Below are 14,307 nucleotides of genomic sequence, written 5' to 3'. Positions count from 1 at the left end.
TCCTCGCGATAGGGCGCCCGGCAAGCCGGGCGGCTGTGGATGCGGCGTTATTGCGGACCGAGCTTGTCGATCAGCGCCTTGAGCATCTCCACCTCTTCGGGCTTCAGATCGGTCAGCGGCGCGCGGACCGGGCCGGCGCCATGGCCGACGATCTTGGCGCCCGCCTTGACGATGCTGACCGCATAGCCCTGCATGCGGTTGCGGATGTCCAGGTAGGGCATGAAGAAGTCCTTCAGCAGACGGTGCTGCGTCTTCATGTCGTCGTCGCGCACGGCGGCGTAGAACTCCATCGCAGTCTTGGGGATGAAGTTGAAGACCGCGGACGAATAGACCGGCGTGCCCAGTGCCTTGTAGGCCGCGGCATAGACCTCCGCCGTCGGCAGGCCACCGAGGTAGGCGAAGCGGTCGCCCATGCGCTGGTAGATCGAGACCATGGCCTCGATGTCGCCCACGCCGTCCTTGAAGCCGACCAGGTTGGGGTTGCGCTCGGCCAGTCGTGCCAGCGTCTCGGGCTTGAACTTGCTCTGCGCGCGGTTGTAGACCACGACACCGAACTTCACGCTCTTGCAGACCTCTTCCACATGCGCGGCCAGGCCGTCCTGGCCGGCTTCGGTGAGGTAGTGCGGCATCAGCAGGATGCCGTGCGCACCGGCCTTCTCGGCGGCCTGCGCGCATTCGATGGCGAAGCGGGTGGGACCGCCTGCGCCGGCGATGATCGGCACCTTGCCGCGGCAGGTCTCGACGGCGGTCTGGATGATCTGCGGATATTCATGGCCCGTGAGCGAGAAATATTCGCCCGTGCCGCCGGCCGCGAACAAGGCGCTGGCGCCGTAGGGCGCGAGCCATTCGAGGCGCTCGACATAGCCCTTCTTGTTGAAGTTGCCTTCGGCATCGAAGTCCGTCACGGGGAAGGACAGCAGGCCGGAGCCCATGATCGTCTTGAGTTCTTGCGGATTCATTTTTCTGCGATGTTCCGGAAAAAGGGGTCAGGGGAAAAACGTGGTGACTGCGGGCTTGATAGCGCTATCAAATCGGATCGACCCGCGCCGACATGGCGAAAGTCGGAGCGCCGGCTTGCAGCGCCCGCGCCCGTCAGTCGAGTCGGATGTCGGCGGCGCGCACGACCTGGGCCCAGCGCGCACGCTCCTTGTTGAAGAACTGCTCTTCCTCGGCCGGCGTCATCGTCACGACCTCGGCGCCCTGGCCGGCGAGTCGGGAGCGGATGTCGGGCGTGCGGATGGCTTCGATCAGCGCCTTGTTCAAGCGCTGCACGATCGCGTCAGGCGTGCCGCGCGGCGCTTTCACGCCTTGCCATGTGCCGGACTCGAATCCAGGCGCGCCCTGCTCCGCGATGGTGGGCACTTCGCCGATCAGCGGCATGCGGGTTGCCTTGGAAACGCCCAGCACCTTGAGCTTGCCGGATTGCACGTGCGGCAGCGTGGCCAGCATGCCGTTCATCAGCACCTGGGTCTGGCCGGACACCGTGTCCTGGATGGCCTGGACCCCACCCTTGTACGGCACGTAGGTCCACTTGGCGTCGACCGCGCGCTGCAGCGCCACACCTGCCAGGTGTGGCGCGCTGCCGGTAGCGGTCACAGCGAAGTTCAGGTCGCTGGTCTTGGACAGTGCGACCAGTTCCTTGAGGTTGTTGGCCTTGACCGACGGATGCACGACCAGCAGGTGCGGCGAATAAGCCAGCATGGTCACGCCGCGCAGGTCCTTGCTCGGGTCGAAGCTGAGCTTGGTGTAGACGGACGGGCTGATCGCCAGCGCGCCTACATCGCACAGCAGCAGCGTGTAGCCATCGGCCGGCGCCTTGGCCACGAAGTCCGCGCCCAGGTTGCCATTGGCCCCCGGCTTGTTCTCGACGATGACCGACTGGCCGAGCGCAGCCGAGAGCGGCACGCTGATGGATCGGGCGATGATGTCCGACGACCCGCCCGGCGGATAGGGAACGATGAGCTTGATCGGCCTGGTGGGCCAATCCTGCGCGGCATGCGCCATTCCGCCTGCCAGGGCCGCCGCGCCGAGGGCGCCGGCAACGAACACACGCCGATTCAAGGCCATTGTCTGTCTCCGAGTGAGAGTGGAAGAAAGATCGTCAGCGGCTCTGTGTCCCGCTTTTTCGATCTATGTCATCAGTCATCGTACAACATAGAACAACAGAAATCCATCGAATTGATCAAAAGATTCGTGAAAGGCGGGCTGAAGACGCTGCCCGCGGCGCGGCCTCGCCCGCGATGCCTCAGGCTGGCGTGCCGCCCTCGGTCGCCTCGCGCTGGGCAGCCTCTCGCGCAAGGCGCAGGCGTTCGCGGCTGTTGGTCAGGTGGATGCGCATGGCGGCGCGGGCCGATTCCGGATCGCCTCGGGCGATGGCCGCATAGATTTCTTCATGCTCGCGATTGACGCGGCTGAGGTACTCGCCCCGGCGATCGATGTTGCGAATGGCATTGACACGCGTGCGGGGAATCAGCGTCGTCCCCAGGTGGCTCATGATGTCCGCGAAGTAGGGATTGCCGGTGGCCTGGGCGATCTGCAGGTGGAAGCGAAAGTCCGGCGACACCGTGTCGCCGGCGACGCTGACATTGCGCTCGAAATCGTCGAGCGCGGCGCGCATGGCCGCCAGATGCTCTTCCGTCCTTCGCGACGCGGCCAGCCCGGCCGATTCGGTCTCCAGGCTGATCCGCAGTTCCAGTACCGCCAGCACGTCCACGCTGGTGGCAATGTCGGAGGGATCGAGCCGGAACATGCCGGCCACCCGCGGCTCCAGCACGAACGTACCCACGCCGTGATGGGTTTCGACCAGGCCCGCCGCCTGCAGTTTCGACAGCGCCTCGCGCACCACCGTGCGGCTCACGCCGAAGGCCTGCATGATGGCCGACTCGGTCGGCAGCTTGTCCCCCGGTTGCAGCACCTTGCTTCGGATCTTTTCGCCCAGATCCTCGACCAGCCCGTTGGCCAGTCCCCGCGCACGCTGCCTGGGCCGACCGACAAAGGCGGCGCGCACCTTCGACGCCCCGTCCACACCTGAGACGGCAGCAGGCGGAGGATCGATGACTGCGGGATTACCCGAATCGGCTGGAGGCATCTCCACATCATAATCCCGCTCAGGTTGTACGACAACCGATAACTTCCCTCCCGCTACGAATGTCACAAACAGCGCCAACTCTTTCCGCCCCCGTCGAACGCCTGCTGCTCACCGGTGCCGCCGGCGGCCTGGGCAAGGTCCTGCGCGACCGGCTGAAGCCATTTGCAAAGGTCGTCCGCCTTTCCGACATCGCCGACATGGCGCCTGCGCGCGACGCCAGTGAAGAAGTCGTGGTGTGCAACCTTGCCGACAAGGGTGCCGTCGACGCGCTGGTGGCCGGCTGCGACGCCATCGTCCACCTGGGCGGCGTCTCGGTGGAGCGCCCCTTCGAGGAAATCCTCGAAGGCAACATCAAGGGCATCTTTCACATCTACGAAGCAGCCCGCCGCCATGGCGTGGGCCGCGTGGTGTTCGCCAGTTCCAACCACGTCATCGGCTTCTACAAGCAGGACGAGAAGCTGGACAACACGGTGGCCCGCCGACCGGACGGCTACTACGGCCTTTCCAAGTCCTTCGGCGAGGACATGGCGCAGTTCTACTTCGACCGCTATGGCATCGAGACCGTGTCGATCCGCATCGGCTCTTCGTTCCCCGAGCCGGCCAACCGCCGGATGATGAGCACCTGGCTCAGCTACCGCGACCTCACGACGCTGATCGAGAAGTCGCTCTTCACGCCCGGCGTCAAGCACACCGTGGTGTACGGCGCTTCCGCCAACCGCGACGTGTGGTGGGACAACGCCGGCGCGGCGGTTCTGGGCTTCGTGCCGCAGGACAGTTCCGAAGTGTTCCGCGACAAGGTCGAGGCGCAGCCTCCCGTCGCGCCCACCGATCCCAACGCCATCTACCAGGGCGGCGCCTTCACGGCCCAGGGCCCGTTCGAATGACTGCGGCGCCATCCTGTCGCCCGCTGCCATCCAAAACCGATTCAACACCACAGCAACCCAGGAGACCTAAGATGACCCTTCGCAGAAACCTCATCGCGCTCGCATGCGCTGCCACCGCACTTGGCGGCATCGGCTTGAGCATGTCCGCCAGCGCCGCCGACAAGATGGTGCTCAAGGCGGCCGACGTGCACCCGGCCGGCTACCCGAACGTCGTGGCCATCGAGCACATGGGCGAGAAACTGTCCAAGGCGACCAACGGACGCATCAGCCTGAAGATGTTCCCGGGATCGGTCCTGGGCGGCGAGAAGGAAATGATCGAGCAGACCCAGGTCGGCGCGATCGACATCCTGCGCACCTCGCTGGGCCCCGTCGGCCCGGTGGTGCCGGAAGTGAACGTGTTCAACATGCCTTTCGTCTTCCGTGACGAGGCACACATGCGCGCCGTGATCGACGGCCCGATCGGCCAGGAAATGCTCGACAAGATTTCCGCCTCGCCGGCCAAGCTGGTGGCGCTGGGCTGGATGGATGGCGGCTCGCGCAGCCTCTACACCAAGAAGCCGGTGCGCAAGCCCGAAGACCTGAAGGGCATGAAGATCCGCATGATGGGCAACCCGCTGTTCGTCGACACGATGAACGCCATGGGCGGCAACGGCATCTCGATGGGCTACGGCGAAGTGTTCACCGCCATTCAGACGGGCGTGGTGGACGGCGCGGAAAACAACCCACCCACGCTGTACACCGCCCACCACTACCAGGCCGGCGCCAAGTACTACACGCAGACCAACCACCTGATCATCCCCGAGATCTTCGTGATGTCGAAGGTCACGTGGAACAAGCTTTCGCCGGAAGACCAGGCACTGGTCAAGAAGCTGGCGCGTGAAGCACAGTTCGAGCAGCGCGCGCTGTGGGACAAGAGCGTGGCCGACTACACGGCCAAGCTCAAGGCCGAAGGCGTGGAATTCATCAAGATCGACAACAAGGCCTTCTATGACGACACCGCCCCGGTGCGCGCCAAGTACGGCGCCCAGTTCGCCGACCTGATGAAGCGCATCGAAGCCACCAAGTCGAACTGACGCGCTACAGAAAGGCGTTGCGCCTTCGGGGCCCTTCGGGGCCTTTTCAAGTTCAGCCGACAGGCGTCAGGGAGCGACGCCGGCGGCCCCAGCCCCTCTCCAAGGCACCCATGGACCCCCTCTTCGTTCGTCTGTGCGACCGGATCTACCTCGCTTGCGTGTGGTTCGCCGGCCTCGCCATCTTCCTGATGTCGGTGATCATTCCGTACGGCGTGTTCACCCGCTACGTGCTCGGCACCGGCTCCGCCTGGCCCGAGCCCATCGCCATCCTGTTCATGATGGTGTTCACCTTCATCGGCGCGGCTGCCGGCTTTCGTGCCGGCGCGCACATCGCTGTCACCATGCTGACCGATCCCCTGCCCGCCGCACTGCAAGGCGCCTGCCGCGTGCTGGTCGATGCGCTCATGGTTCTGGTGTGCCTGTTCGTGTGCTGGTACGGCACGCGCCTTTGCATGGAAACCTGGAACCAGTCGATCAGCGAGCTCGACTGGCTGCCCGTGGGCCTCACCTACGCGCCCATTCCGCTGGGCTCGCTGGCAACGCTGCTTTTCGTGATCGAGCGCATGGTCTACGGCAGCCAGGCGAATCGCGACGTGGTCCGCTACGAAGAAGCATCCAACGAACAAGCCGAGGGAGCCCGCTGATGGACGCACTGGTTCTTCTGGGCAGCTTCGTGCTGCTGATGGCGGTGGGCATGCCCATCGCCTATTCGCTGGGCCTCGCATCGCTGATCGGGGCTTTCTGGATCGACATTCCGCTCGACGCCGTGATGATCCAGCTGGCCTCCGGGGTCAACAAGTTCTCGCTGCTGGCCATCCCATTCTTCGTGCTGGCCGGCGCCATCATGGCCGAAGGCGGCATGTCGCGACGCCTGGTCGCATTTGCCGGGGTGCTGGTGGGCTTTATCCGAGGCGGTCTGTCGCTGGTGAACATCCTGGCCTCGACCTTCTTCGGCGCCATTTCGGGCTCTTCGGTGGCCGACACCGCCTCCATCGGCTCGGTGCTCATCCCCGAGATGGAGCGAAAGGGCTATCCACGGTCGTTCGCCACCGCCGTGACCGTCAGCGGTTCGGTGCAGGCGATCCTGATTCCGCCGAGCCACAACGCGGTGCTCTATTCGCTGGCAGCCGGCGGCACGGTGTCGATCGCCAGCCTGTTCATTGCCGGCGTGCTGCCCGGCCTGCTGATGGGGCTGACACTGGCCGTGCTGTGCCTGATCATCGCCAAGCGCGAGAACTACCCCAAGGGCGAGGTCATCCCGCTCAAGCAGGCGCTCAAGATCTGCCTGGATGCCATGTGGGGCCTGATGACGATGGTCATCATCCTGGGCGGCATCCTGTCGGGCGTCTTCACGGCCAACGAGTCGGCGTCGATCGCGGTGGTGTGGGCCTTCTTCGTGACGATGTTCATCTACCGCGACTACAAGTGGCGCGATCTGCCCAAGCTGGTTCACCGCACGGTCAAGACGGTGACCATCGTGATGATCTTGATCGGCTTCGCGGCCTGCTTCGGCTACCTGATGACGCTGATGCAGATTCCGCTGAAGGTCACCACCTTCCTGACCGGCGTGTCCGACAACAAGTACGTGATCCTGGCGATGATCAACGTGCTGCTGATCATTCTCGGCACGCTGATGGACATGTCTCCGCTGATCCTGATCCTGACGCCGATCCTGCTGCCGGTGGTGAAGATGCTGGGCATCGACCCGGTGCACTTCGGAATGATCATGATGGTCAACCTGGGCATCGGCCTGATCACGCCACCGGTGGGAACCGTGCTGTTCGTCGGCAGTGCGGTGGCCAAGCTGCCGATCGGCGTTGTCACCCGCGCCTGCGCACCGTTCTTCGTTGCACTGTTCCTCGTGCTGATGATGGTGACCTACGTGCCCGCACTGTCGCTGTGGTTGCCGCGCATGCTGGGCCTGTGATCGCAAGACACTGCACGACATGACGAACGCGGTCTACGTCTCCAACGCCCAGAGCGGGAGCATTTCGGTCTTCACGCTGGACGAGCATGGCGGCCGGCTCGACCCGGTCCAGGAAGTGACGCTCGGCGGCATGCTCATGCCGATGGCCCTCAGCCCGGACCGTCGCCTGCTGTACGTGGCACGCCGCTCCGAGCCGTTGGCCGTCGTCACACTGGCCATCGATGCGGCAAGCGGTCACCTGAGCGTGCTGGGCGAGGCCGCATTGCCGCACAGCATGGCGTACCTCGCCACCGACCGCAGCGGCCGCTGGCTGTTCAGCGCTTCCTACGGCGGCAACCTAGTGGCGATCAGCCCCATCGCAGCCGATGGGTTGCCCAAGCCGGCGCAGCAGGTGATCGAGACGGGCCCCCATGCGCACTGCATCCAGGCCAGCCTCGACAACCGGCACGTCTATGCCACCAGCCTTGGCGGCAACGTGGTCATGCACTGGCACTTCGACGCAGAGACCGGCGCGCTGACGAACGCCGAGCCTTTCGCATTCGAAGCGCAGGCCGGGGCCGGCGCGCGGCACTTCGTGTTCGATGCTGCCGGCCAGAAGGCCTATCTGCTGGGCGAGCTCGACGGCTCGGTCACGGTGTTGGACGTCGACGCCCACACGGGCACGATGACGGCACGCCAGACGCTGTCCAGCCTGCCTCCGGGCTTCGCCGGCCAGCCATGGGCCTCGGACATCCACCTGCATCCGAGCGGACGCTTCCTCTACACCAGCGAGCGGCATTCGAGCACGCTGGCCATCTTCTCGGTCGATGGCGCCGACGGGACCCTCCGGCGTACCGCGCATGTCGATACCGAAACGCAGCCCCGCGGCTTTGCCATCGACCCGGGCGGCCGCTTCCTGATCGCCGCCGGCCAGCTTTCGAACCGCGTCAGCGTGTACCTCATCGACGGCGAGACTGGCTTTCTAGCGCCCTGCGCTTGCGCGCCGGCGGGCCAGGATCCAAACTGGGTCGAGATCCTTCCTCTTTCCAACTGACGCTGCAGCCCGCGCATCGCCATCTTTCCGCCCATCTGCCATGGCCGACTCCGCCCCCCTTCACATCCGCATGCATGCCGACGACAACGTCGCGATCGTCGCCAACGACGGCGGCCTGCCGGCCGGCACCACCTTCCCGAGCGGACTGAAGCTGATCGAGAAGGTGCCGCAGGCTCACAAGGTCGCGCTCGTCGACATCGCCGAAGGCGCGCCCGTGATCCGCTATGGCGTGGTGATCGGCCGTGCGCTCAAAGCCCTGCCCGCCGGCAGTTGGGTGCATGAGCGCCTGCTGGCCATGCCCGAAGCCCGCTCGCTCGAAGGCCTGCCGATCTCCACCGTTCGCCCAGCGCCGCAGGAGCCCCTGTCGGGCTACACCTTCGAGGGCTATCGCAATCCCGATGGATCGGTGGGCACGCGCAACATCCTGGCGATCACGCAGACTGTGCAGTGCGTGGCCGGCGTCACCGACTTCGCCGTGCAGCGCATCAAGTCAGAGCTGTTGCCCAAGTACCCCAACGTAGACGACGTCGTGGCGCTGGCGCACACCTACGGCTGTGGCGTGGCCATCGACGCGCCGGACGCGATCGTGCCGATCCGCACCCTTCGCAATATCAGCCTGAATCCCAACTTCGGCGGCGAGGTGATGGTGGTCAGCCTGGGCTGCGAGAAGCTGCAGCCCGAGCGCCTGCTGCCACCTGGAAGCATTCCCCTCGTGGACGAACGCAACGTGGCGGACGTGGGTGAGAACGCCACCAGCCAGCTGGACGTGGTGTGCCTGCAGGACGAAGCGCACGTGGGCTTCATGTCGATGATCGACTCGGTGATGCGCCAGGCCGAGGAGCATCTGGAGCGCCTGAATTCACGCCGGCGCGAAACCGTGCCCGCCAGCGAACTGGTGGTGGGCGTGCAATGCGGCGGCAGCGATGCGTTCTCCGGCGTCACCGCCAACCCCGCTGTGGGCTTTTGCACCGACCTGCTGGTGCGTGCCGGCGCCACGGTGATGTTCTCCGAGGTGACCGAGGTGCGCGACGGCATCGACCAGCTCACCGCCCGCGCTGCCACGCCCGAGGTGGCGCAGGCCATGATCCGCGAGATGGCCTGGTACGACGCCTACCTGCAGCGCGGCCAGGTCGACCGCAGCGCCAACACGACGCCGGGCAACAAGAAGGGCGGGCTTTCGAACATCGTCGAGAAGGCGATGGGCTCGATCATCAAGAGCGGTTCGGTGCCGATTTCCGGCGTGGTGCCGCCTGGCGAGAAGGCCAGGGCCAAGGGACTGCTGTACGCCGCCACGCCCGCATCGGACTTCATCTGCGGCACCTTGCAGGTGGCGGCCGGCATGAACCTGCATGTGTTCACCACCGGCCGCGGCACGCCCTATGGCCTGGCCGAAGTGCCGGTCATCAAGGTGGCCACGCGCAGCGACCTGGCGCGCCGCTGGCACGACCTGATGGACATCAACGCCGGGCGCATCGCGGACGGCGAGGCCAGCATCGAGGACGTGGGCTGGGAAATGTTCCGCCTGATGCTCGACGTGGCAAGCGGGCGCAAGAAGACATGGGCCGAGCAATGGAAGTTGCACAACTCGCTGGTACTTTTCAACCCGGCCCCGGTCACGTGAAGGCGACCCGAACCTGGGCCGAACCTCCAACGAAAGGATCGAGCAGATGATGGATCTCAAGGGCAAGACCGCACTCGTCACCGGTGCCAGCACCGGTATCGGCGCCGCCGTCGCCGCAGGCTTTGCGGCGCAAGGCATGCGCGTGGCGGTGCACTACAACAGCTCGGCCGACGCGGCCAACAAGGTCGTGGCCGACATTGCCGCCGCCGGCGGCGAGGCCTTCGCACTGCAGGGCGACGTGCGCGACACCGCCGCCATCGCTCGCGTCGTCAAGGAAGCAAACGCGCGCCTGGGCCGCATCGATGTCCTGGTGAACAACGCCGGCGGGCTCGTCAAGCGCGTGCCGATCGGCGACATGCCCGACGAACTGTTCGACGAGGTGCTGCACCTGAACGCGAGATCGGTGCTGGCCTTCTGCCGCGAAACCGTGCCCCTCATGAGAGCTGGCGGCCAGGGCGGCAGCATCATCAATGTCAGCTCGGTGGCAGCGCGCCACGGTGGTGGCCCCGGCGCCTACCTGTATGCCGGCGCCAAGGGTTTCGTCAGCACCGCCACGCGGGGCCTTGCCAAGGAACTGGTGGGCGACAAGATCCGCGTCAATGCGGTGGCGCCCGGCGTGATCCAGACGCCCTTCCATGACCAGTTCTCGACGCCGCAGATGCTGGAGTCGTTCCGCGCCACGATCCCGATGGGCCGCATTGGCACGCCGGACGAATGCGTGGGCGCATTCCTGTTCCTGGCCTCCGAAGCGCTGTCGGGCTACGTGACGGGCCAGATTCTCGAAGTCAACGGCGGGCAGTACATGCCCTGAAAACGGGCTCTTGCCGATCCACCTGCATCGATCACACAAAAGGAGACTCACCATGCAACGCCGCACCATCATCCACAGCGTCCTCGCTGTCTCAGTGGCCGCCTTCGGCCTGCCTGCCATCGCGCAGGGCAACTGGCCCACGGGCAAGCCCATCAACTACATGGTGCCGTTTCCCGCCGGCGGCACGACCGACGTGCTGGCACGCCTGATCAGCCAGAAGCTCGGAACGGCGCTGGGCACCAGCGTGGTCGTGGAAAACCGGGGCGGCGCCGGCGGCAGCGTCGGCTCAGAAGTCGCCTCGCGCGCGGCGCCGGACGGCTACACGATGCTGGGCGGCACCATCAGCTCGCACGCCATCAACGTCAGCCTGTACGCCAAGATCGGCTACGACCCCATCAAGTCCTTCTCGCCGGTGACGTTGATCGGCACCAACCCGACCGTGCTGGTGGTTCCCGCGAGCAGCCCCTACAAGACGCTCAAGGACATCGTCGAGGCCAGCAAGGCCAAGCCGGGGGGCCTGTCGTCGGCCTCGGCCGGCATCGGTACTTCTCAGCATTTGTCGCTGGAGTTGCTGGCGTTCAAGTCGGGCGTGAAGTTCAATCATGTGCCCTACAAAGGCAGCGGCCCGGCCATCCAGGACGTGATCGGCGGGCAGGTCGACATGATGTTCGACACCACCGTGGTCGCAGCGCCCCACATCCAGAGCGGCAAGCTGCGCGCCATCGCCGTCACCTCGGCCAAGCGCCTGCCCTCCATGCCCGACGTGCCCACCGTGGCCGAGTCAGGCATTCCCGGCCTGGCCGACTACTCGGTGCTCTCGTGGCAGGCCATCTTCGTGCCGGCCGGAACGCCCGCGCCGATTGTCGACCGGCTGCACACCGAGATCCGCAAGATCCTGGCAGAGCCCGAAATGCAGGAGAAGCTCAAGAACTTCGGCATGACGCCCGCCGACATGAGCACCACCGAGATCGCCGCCTTCCAGAAGGCCGAGGTCGAGAAGTGGGCGCAGGTGATCAAGGCGGCCGGCATCAAGGCCGAATGACGCTGCGGCGCGGGGCGGTCCAGAATGGGGCGGGGACCTAGAATCCCCAGCCCGATCCATGCCACTGCCACGAGGCCGCATCTCTTGAGCTTTTCAGAACGCCTGTCCGTCTCCTCGCAGTACCTCCTGCCCAAGCAGGCCCTGACTGCATTCGCCGGCTGGGTAGCGGGCCGCCGCCACAGCTTCACGCCCTGGGTGATCGAGCGCTTCATCGCGAAGTACGCGGTCAACATGGGCGAGGCGCTCGAGTCCGACCCGCTGCGCTACGACACCTTCAACGACTTCTTCACCCGCGCGCTCAAGCCGGGCGCACGGCCGATCGCCGACGCGGCGTTGGTCTCGCCGGTGGACGGCACGATCAGCCAGTTCGGCGCGATCGAGAAGGACCAGATCTTCCAGGCCAAAGGCCATCACTACAGCACCACCGCCCTGGTGGGTGGCGACGCGCAACTGGCCGCACAGTTCGCCGACGGCAGTTTTGCCACGCTGTACCTGAGCCCGCGCGACTACCACCGCATCCACATGCCCTGCGACGGTCGGCTGATACGGATGATCCATGTGCCGGGTGACCTTTTCTCGGTCAATCCAGCCACGGCGCGCGGCGTGCCCGGTCTGTTTGCCCGCAACGAACGCGTGGTCTGCGTGTTCGAGGCGGCGCACGGCCCGTTCGTGCTGGTGCTGGTGGGCGCCACCATCGTCGGCAGCATGGCCACCGTGTGGCACGGCGTGGTCAATCCGCCCCGCGTGGGCCAGATCCGCGAATGGCGCTACGACAACGAGCGCATCGCGCTGCGGCGCGGCGAAGAAATGGGCCGCTTCATGCTGGGCTCGACGGTCGTCATGCTGTTTCCCAAACCTAGATTGAGCTTCAACCCGCTCTGGATCCCTGGCGGACCGGTACGCCTGGGCGAGGTCATGGCACCGACCTGGCCAGCCCGCGGCACTTGAGTCGCCTGCCTGCGTTGTTTGGAAACAACTATGGCATTGTTTTGATCTCTCGGAGACCGCGCCCAGCCTGACTTCTCAGCTACAAAAGTCGTAGCAGGGCCCATTCTTTCGGGATATAGTCGCGGCCCCACCCTCTCGGCACCGGATGCCTCAGGAGTCGCCGCGCATGAGCACCAAGGAAACTGCAGCCATCAGCCAGTTGCTGGCGCTGCTGGAAGCTCGGTACGCCATGCGAGTCCTGTGGGCTCTGCGTGACGGTCATGCGCAAACCTTCCGCCTGCTCCAGGACAGCGTGGGGGGCGTCACGCCCAACACGCTCAACACCCGCATCAAGGAACTGCGAGAAGCCGGCATCGTCTCGCACGGCGGCGAGGGCTACTGCCTCACGCCAAGCGGCCTCGACCTGTTCAAGCGTCTGTCCGACCTGCAAGCCTTTGCCGTCCGCTGGCAGCAGGGCCAGACCCGAAAGAGCGCCGAGGCGCCCAGCCCGCCCCACGCCGCGTCGGTCAACTGAGACTGGCCGGAAGACGCTGTGCGGCGCCGCTTCGCCGCGCGCCCGGACGCCTGAAAAACGCCTTCCCGCCCCGGCCTTAGACTTGGAGGCTTGCCGTCGCTTCGCGAACGCCACTTAGGGCATCGAAGAATCGACGCCAAAGCGCATCCCAGATACACGAGAGGACTCAACATGCAAACCAACCCTTCCGGCCTTCAATACGAAGACACCCAAGTCGGCACCGGCGACGAAGCCAAGGCCGGCCAGCACGTGCAAGTCCACTACACCGGCTGGCTCTACAACGACGGCGTCCAGGGCGCCAAATTCGATTCCAGCCGCGATCGCAACGACCCCTTCGTCTTCTCGCTCGGCGCCGGCCAGGTCATCCGTGGCTGGGACGAGGGCGTGCAGGGCATGAAGGTGGGCGGCCAGCGCACCCTCATCATCCCGGCCGATCTGGGCTACGGCAGCCGCGGCGCCGGCGGCGTGATTCCGCCCAATGCCACGCTGAAGTTCGACGTCGAACTGCTGGCTGTGCGCTAAAGCACGACCAACCCGCTTGATATTCGGCTCCCCAGCGCCCAACTGGGAGGAACGGCCCATCCGGCCTGCCGGCACTCAAGACAGCGGCTTTCGGGCCGCTTTTTTTCTTCTTGCGTGCCACTTGGCGCCTTGAAAGCCGAGTACCCACCCCCATCTGGTGGGCAATTGTTTGCAAATCACCCGTTGACCGACATTTGCCTCGACTCTTGTCCCGACATTTCTGCCAGCCAATCGATGATGTCTGACCGCCAAAATCCCGCACAAAACCCCGCTTCGGAAGACGAAGCTCAACGCACGCAGTCCCTGGGCGACATGAGCCCCGAGGAAGCCGAGGCCGCGCAGGCCGCGAACGAGGCCGAGTTGCAGCAGGTTCTGGCGAGCCTGCAGGAAGAAGTGGCCGCCCTCCAGGCCAAGAATGCCGAGCTTTCCGAACAGGTGCTGCGCGCGCAGGCCGACATGCAGAACACCCGCCGCCGCGCCGAAGAAGAATCGAGCAAGGCCCGCAAGTTCGCCATCGAGTCCTTCGCCGAATCGCTGCTGCCCGTGACCGACAGCCTGGAGGCCGGCCTGGCCGTGCAGGACGGCACGATCGAACAGATCCGCGAAGGGGCCGAAGCCACCCTGCGCCAGCTCAAGAGCGCGCTGGAGCGCAACAAGGTGGTCGAGATCGCCCCGCCCGCCGGCGAGAAGTTCGACCCCAACCTGCACCAGGCCATCTCGATGGTGCCGGCGCCCGGCCAGGAGCCCAACACGATCGTGGGCGTGCTGCAGAAGGGCTACACCATCGCCGACCGCGTGCTGCGCCCGGCGCTGGTCACGGTCAGCGCACCCGCCTGAGCCGCAC

Annotated in this window: 15 protein-coding genes; 12 read left to right on the top strand and 3 right to left on the bottom strand. The window is 65.6% G+C overall.

Annotation, left to right across the window (positions count from 1 at the left end; translation table 11 throughout):
• Nucleotides 1-47: 47 nt before the first annotated feature.
• The 3 genes from kdgD to QTH91_RS22775 form a co-directional block, all read right to left on the bottom strand.
• The gene (gene kdgD, locus QTH91_RS22785; protein WP_286662460.1) at nt 48-959 is read right to left on the bottom strand and encodes a 5-dehydro-4-deoxyglucarate dehydratase; all 912 of its coding nucleotides are present in this window, start codon (nt 957-959) and stop codon (nt 48-50) included.
• A 133-nt stretch (nt 960-1,092) separates the two neighbouring features.
• Nucleotides 1,093-2,067: a Bug family tripartite tricarboxylate transporter substrate binding protein gene (locus QTH91_RS22780; protein WP_286662459.1), complete on the bottom strand. Its 975-nt coding sequence runs from the start codon at nt 2,065-2,067 to the stop codon at nt 1,093-1,095.
• 178 nt (nt 2,068-2,245) lie between these two features.
• Nucleotides 2,246-3,088: a FadR/GntR family transcriptional regulator gene (locus QTH91_RS22775; RefSeq protein WP_286662458.1), complete on the bottom strand. Its 843-nt coding sequence runs from the start codon at nt 3,086-3,088 to the stop codon at nt 2,246-2,248.
• A gap of 59 nt (nt 3,089-3,147) precedes the next feature.
• On the opposite strand from QTH91_RS22775, the gene QTH91_RS22770 reads away from it, so the two are divergent.
• The 12 genes from QTH91_RS22770 to grpE all read left to right on the top strand — a co-directional run bounded on the left by QTH91_RS22770 (nt 3,148) and on the right by grpE (nt 14,300).
• Nucleotides 3,148-3,972 (top strand): NAD-dependent epimerase/dehydratase family protein, encoded by an 825-nt coding sequence (locus tag QTH91_RS22770; RefSeq protein WP_286662457.1) that lies wholly within the window; start codon nt 3,148-3,150, stop codon nt 3,970-3,972.
• Nucleotides 3,973-4,043: 71 nt separating this feature from the next.
• On the top strand, nt 4,044-5,045 hold the full coding sequence (locus QTH91_RS22765; RefSeq protein ID WP_286662456.1) for a TRAP transporter substrate-binding protein: 1,002 nt from the start codon (nt 4,044-4,046) through the stop codon (nt 5,043-5,045).
• Nucleotides 5,046-5,155: 110 nt separating this feature from the next.
• Nucleotides 5,156-5,689 (top strand): TRAP transporter small permease, encoded by a 534-nt coding sequence (locus tag QTH91_RS22760; protein ID WP_286662455.1) that lies wholly within the window; start codon nt 5,156-5,158, stop codon nt 5,687-5,689.
• A complete protein-coding gene (locus QTH91_RS22755; RefSeq protein ID WP_286662454.1) occupies nt 5,689-6,972 on the top strand; it encodes a TRAP transporter large permease in 1,284 nt (427 codons plus the stop codon). The genes QTH91_RS22760 and QTH91_RS22755 overlap by 1 nt, the downstream gene beginning before the upstream one ends.
• A 19-nt stretch (nt 6,973-6,991) precedes the next feature.
• Nucleotides 6,992-8,005 (top strand): lactonase family protein, encoded by a 1,014-nt coding sequence (locus tag QTH91_RS22750; protein WP_286662453.1) that lies wholly within the window; start codon nt 6,992-6,994, stop codon nt 8,003-8,005.
• A 40-nt stretch (nt 8,006-8,045) separates the two neighbouring features.
• Nucleotides 8,046-9,626: a galactarate dehydratase gene (gene garD, locus QTH91_RS22745; protein ID WP_286662452.1), complete on the top strand. Its 1,581-nt coding sequence runs from the start codon at nt 8,046-8,048 to the stop codon at nt 9,624-9,626.
• Nucleotides 9,627-9,672: 46 nt separating this feature from the next.
• A complete protein-coding gene (locus QTH91_RS22740; RefSeq protein WP_286662451.1) occupies nt 9,673-10,437 on the top strand; it encodes an SDR family NAD(P)-dependent oxidoreductase in 765 nt (254 codons plus the stop codon).
• Nucleotides 10,438-10,489: 52 nt separating this feature from the next.
• A complete protein-coding gene (locus QTH91_RS22735; RefSeq protein ID WP_286662450.1) occupies nt 10,490-11,479 on the top strand; it encodes a Bug family tripartite tricarboxylate transporter substrate binding protein in 990 nt (329 codons plus the stop codon).
• Nucleotides 11,480-11,563: 84 nt separating this feature from the next.
• Nucleotides 11,564-12,427, top strand: a complete 864-nt coding sequence (gene asd, locus QTH91_RS22730; protein ID WP_286662449.1) for an archaetidylserine decarboxylase — start codon at nt 11,564-11,566, stop codon at nt 12,425-12,427.
• Between the two features lie 166 nt (nt 12,428-12,593).
• Nucleotides 12,594-12,941, top strand: a complete 348-nt coding sequence (locus QTH91_RS22725) for a winged helix-turn-helix transcriptional regulator (RefSeq protein ID WP_286662448.1) — start codon at nt 12,594-12,596, stop codon at nt 12,939-12,941.
• A gap of 171 nt (nt 12,942-13,112) precedes the next feature.
• Nucleotides 13,113-13,463 carry an FKBP-type peptidyl-prolyl cis-trans isomerase gene (locus QTH91_RS22720; protein WP_286662447.1) on the top strand — a complete coding sequence of 117 codons (351 nt, stop codon included), beginning with the start codon at nt 13,113-13,115 and terminating at the stop codon, nt 13,461-13,463.
• Nucleotides 13,464-13,700: 237 nt separating this feature from the next.
• Nucleotides 13,701-14,300, top strand: a complete 600-nt coding sequence (grpE, locus tag QTH91_RS22715; protein WP_286662446.1) for a nucleotide exchange factor GrpE — start codon at nt 13,701-13,703, stop codon at nt 14,298-14,300.
• The last annotated feature ends 7 nt before the right edge of the window (nt 14,301-14,307 follow it).

It is taken from the genome of Variovorax dokdonensis (assembly GCF_030316895.1).
GTDB classification, from domain to species: domain Bacteria; phylum Pseudomonadota; class Gammaproteobacteria; order Burkholderiales; family Burkholderiaceae_C; genus Variovorax; species Variovorax dokdonensis.
This window is presented reverse-complemented; position numbering and strand designations above follow the sequence as displayed.

Bases quoted from the DNA above. Each gene is read 5' to 3' on its own strand.
- kdgD (WP_286662460.1), bottom strand. From the start codon at position 959: ATGAATCCGCAAGAACTCAAGACGATCATGGGCTCCGGCCTGCTGTCC.
- QTH91_RS22780 (WP_286662459.1), bottom strand. From the start codon at position 2,067: ATGGCCTTGAATCGGCGTGTGTTCGTTGCCGGCGCCCTCGGCGCGGCG.
- QTH91_RS22775 (WP_286662458.1), bottom strand. From the start codon at position 3,088: ATGCCTCCAGCCGATTCGGGTAATCCCGCAGTCATCGATCCTCCGCCT.
- QTH91_RS22770 (WP_286662457.1), top strand. From the start codon at position 3,148: ATGTCACAAACAGCGCCAACTCTTTCCGCCCCCGTCGAACGCCTGCTG.
- QTH91_RS22765 (WP_286662456.1), top strand. From the start codon at position 4,044: ATGACCCTTCGCAGAAACCTCATCGCGCTCGCATGCGCTGCCACCGCA.
- QTH91_RS22760 (WP_286662455.1), top strand. From the start codon at position 5,156: ATGGACCCCCTCTTCGTTCGTCTGTGCGACCGGATCTACCTCGCTTGC.
- QTH91_RS22755 (WP_286662454.1), top strand. From the start codon at position 5,689: ATGGACGCACTGGTTCTTCTGGGCAGCTTCGTGCTGCTGATGGCGGTG.
- QTH91_RS22750 (WP_286662453.1), top strand. From the start codon at position 6,992: ATGACGAACGCGGTCTACGTCTCCAACGCCCAGAGCGGGAGCATTTCG.
- garD (WP_286662452.1), top strand. From the start codon at position 8,046: ATGGCCGACTCCGCCCCCCTTCACATCCGCATGCATGCCGACGACAAC.
- QTH91_RS22740 (WP_286662451.1), top strand. From the start codon at position 9,673: ATGATGGATCTCAAGGGCAAGACCGCACTCGTCACCGGTGCCAGCACC.
- QTH91_RS22735 (WP_286662450.1), top strand. From the start codon at position 10,490: ATGCAACGCCGCACCATCATCCACAGCGTCCTCGCTGTCTCAGTGGCC.
- QTH91_RS22725 (WP_286662448.1), top strand. From the start codon at position 12,594: ATGAGCACCAAGGAAACTGCAGCCATCAGCCAGTTGCTGGCGCTGCTG.
- QTH91_RS22720 (WP_286662447.1), top strand. From the start codon at position 13,113: ATGCAAACCAACCCTTCCGGCCTTCAATACGAAGACACCCAAGTCGGC.
- grpE (WP_286662446.1), top strand. From the start codon at position 13,701: ATGTCTGACCGCCAAAATCCCGCACAAAACCCCGCTTCGGAAGACGAA.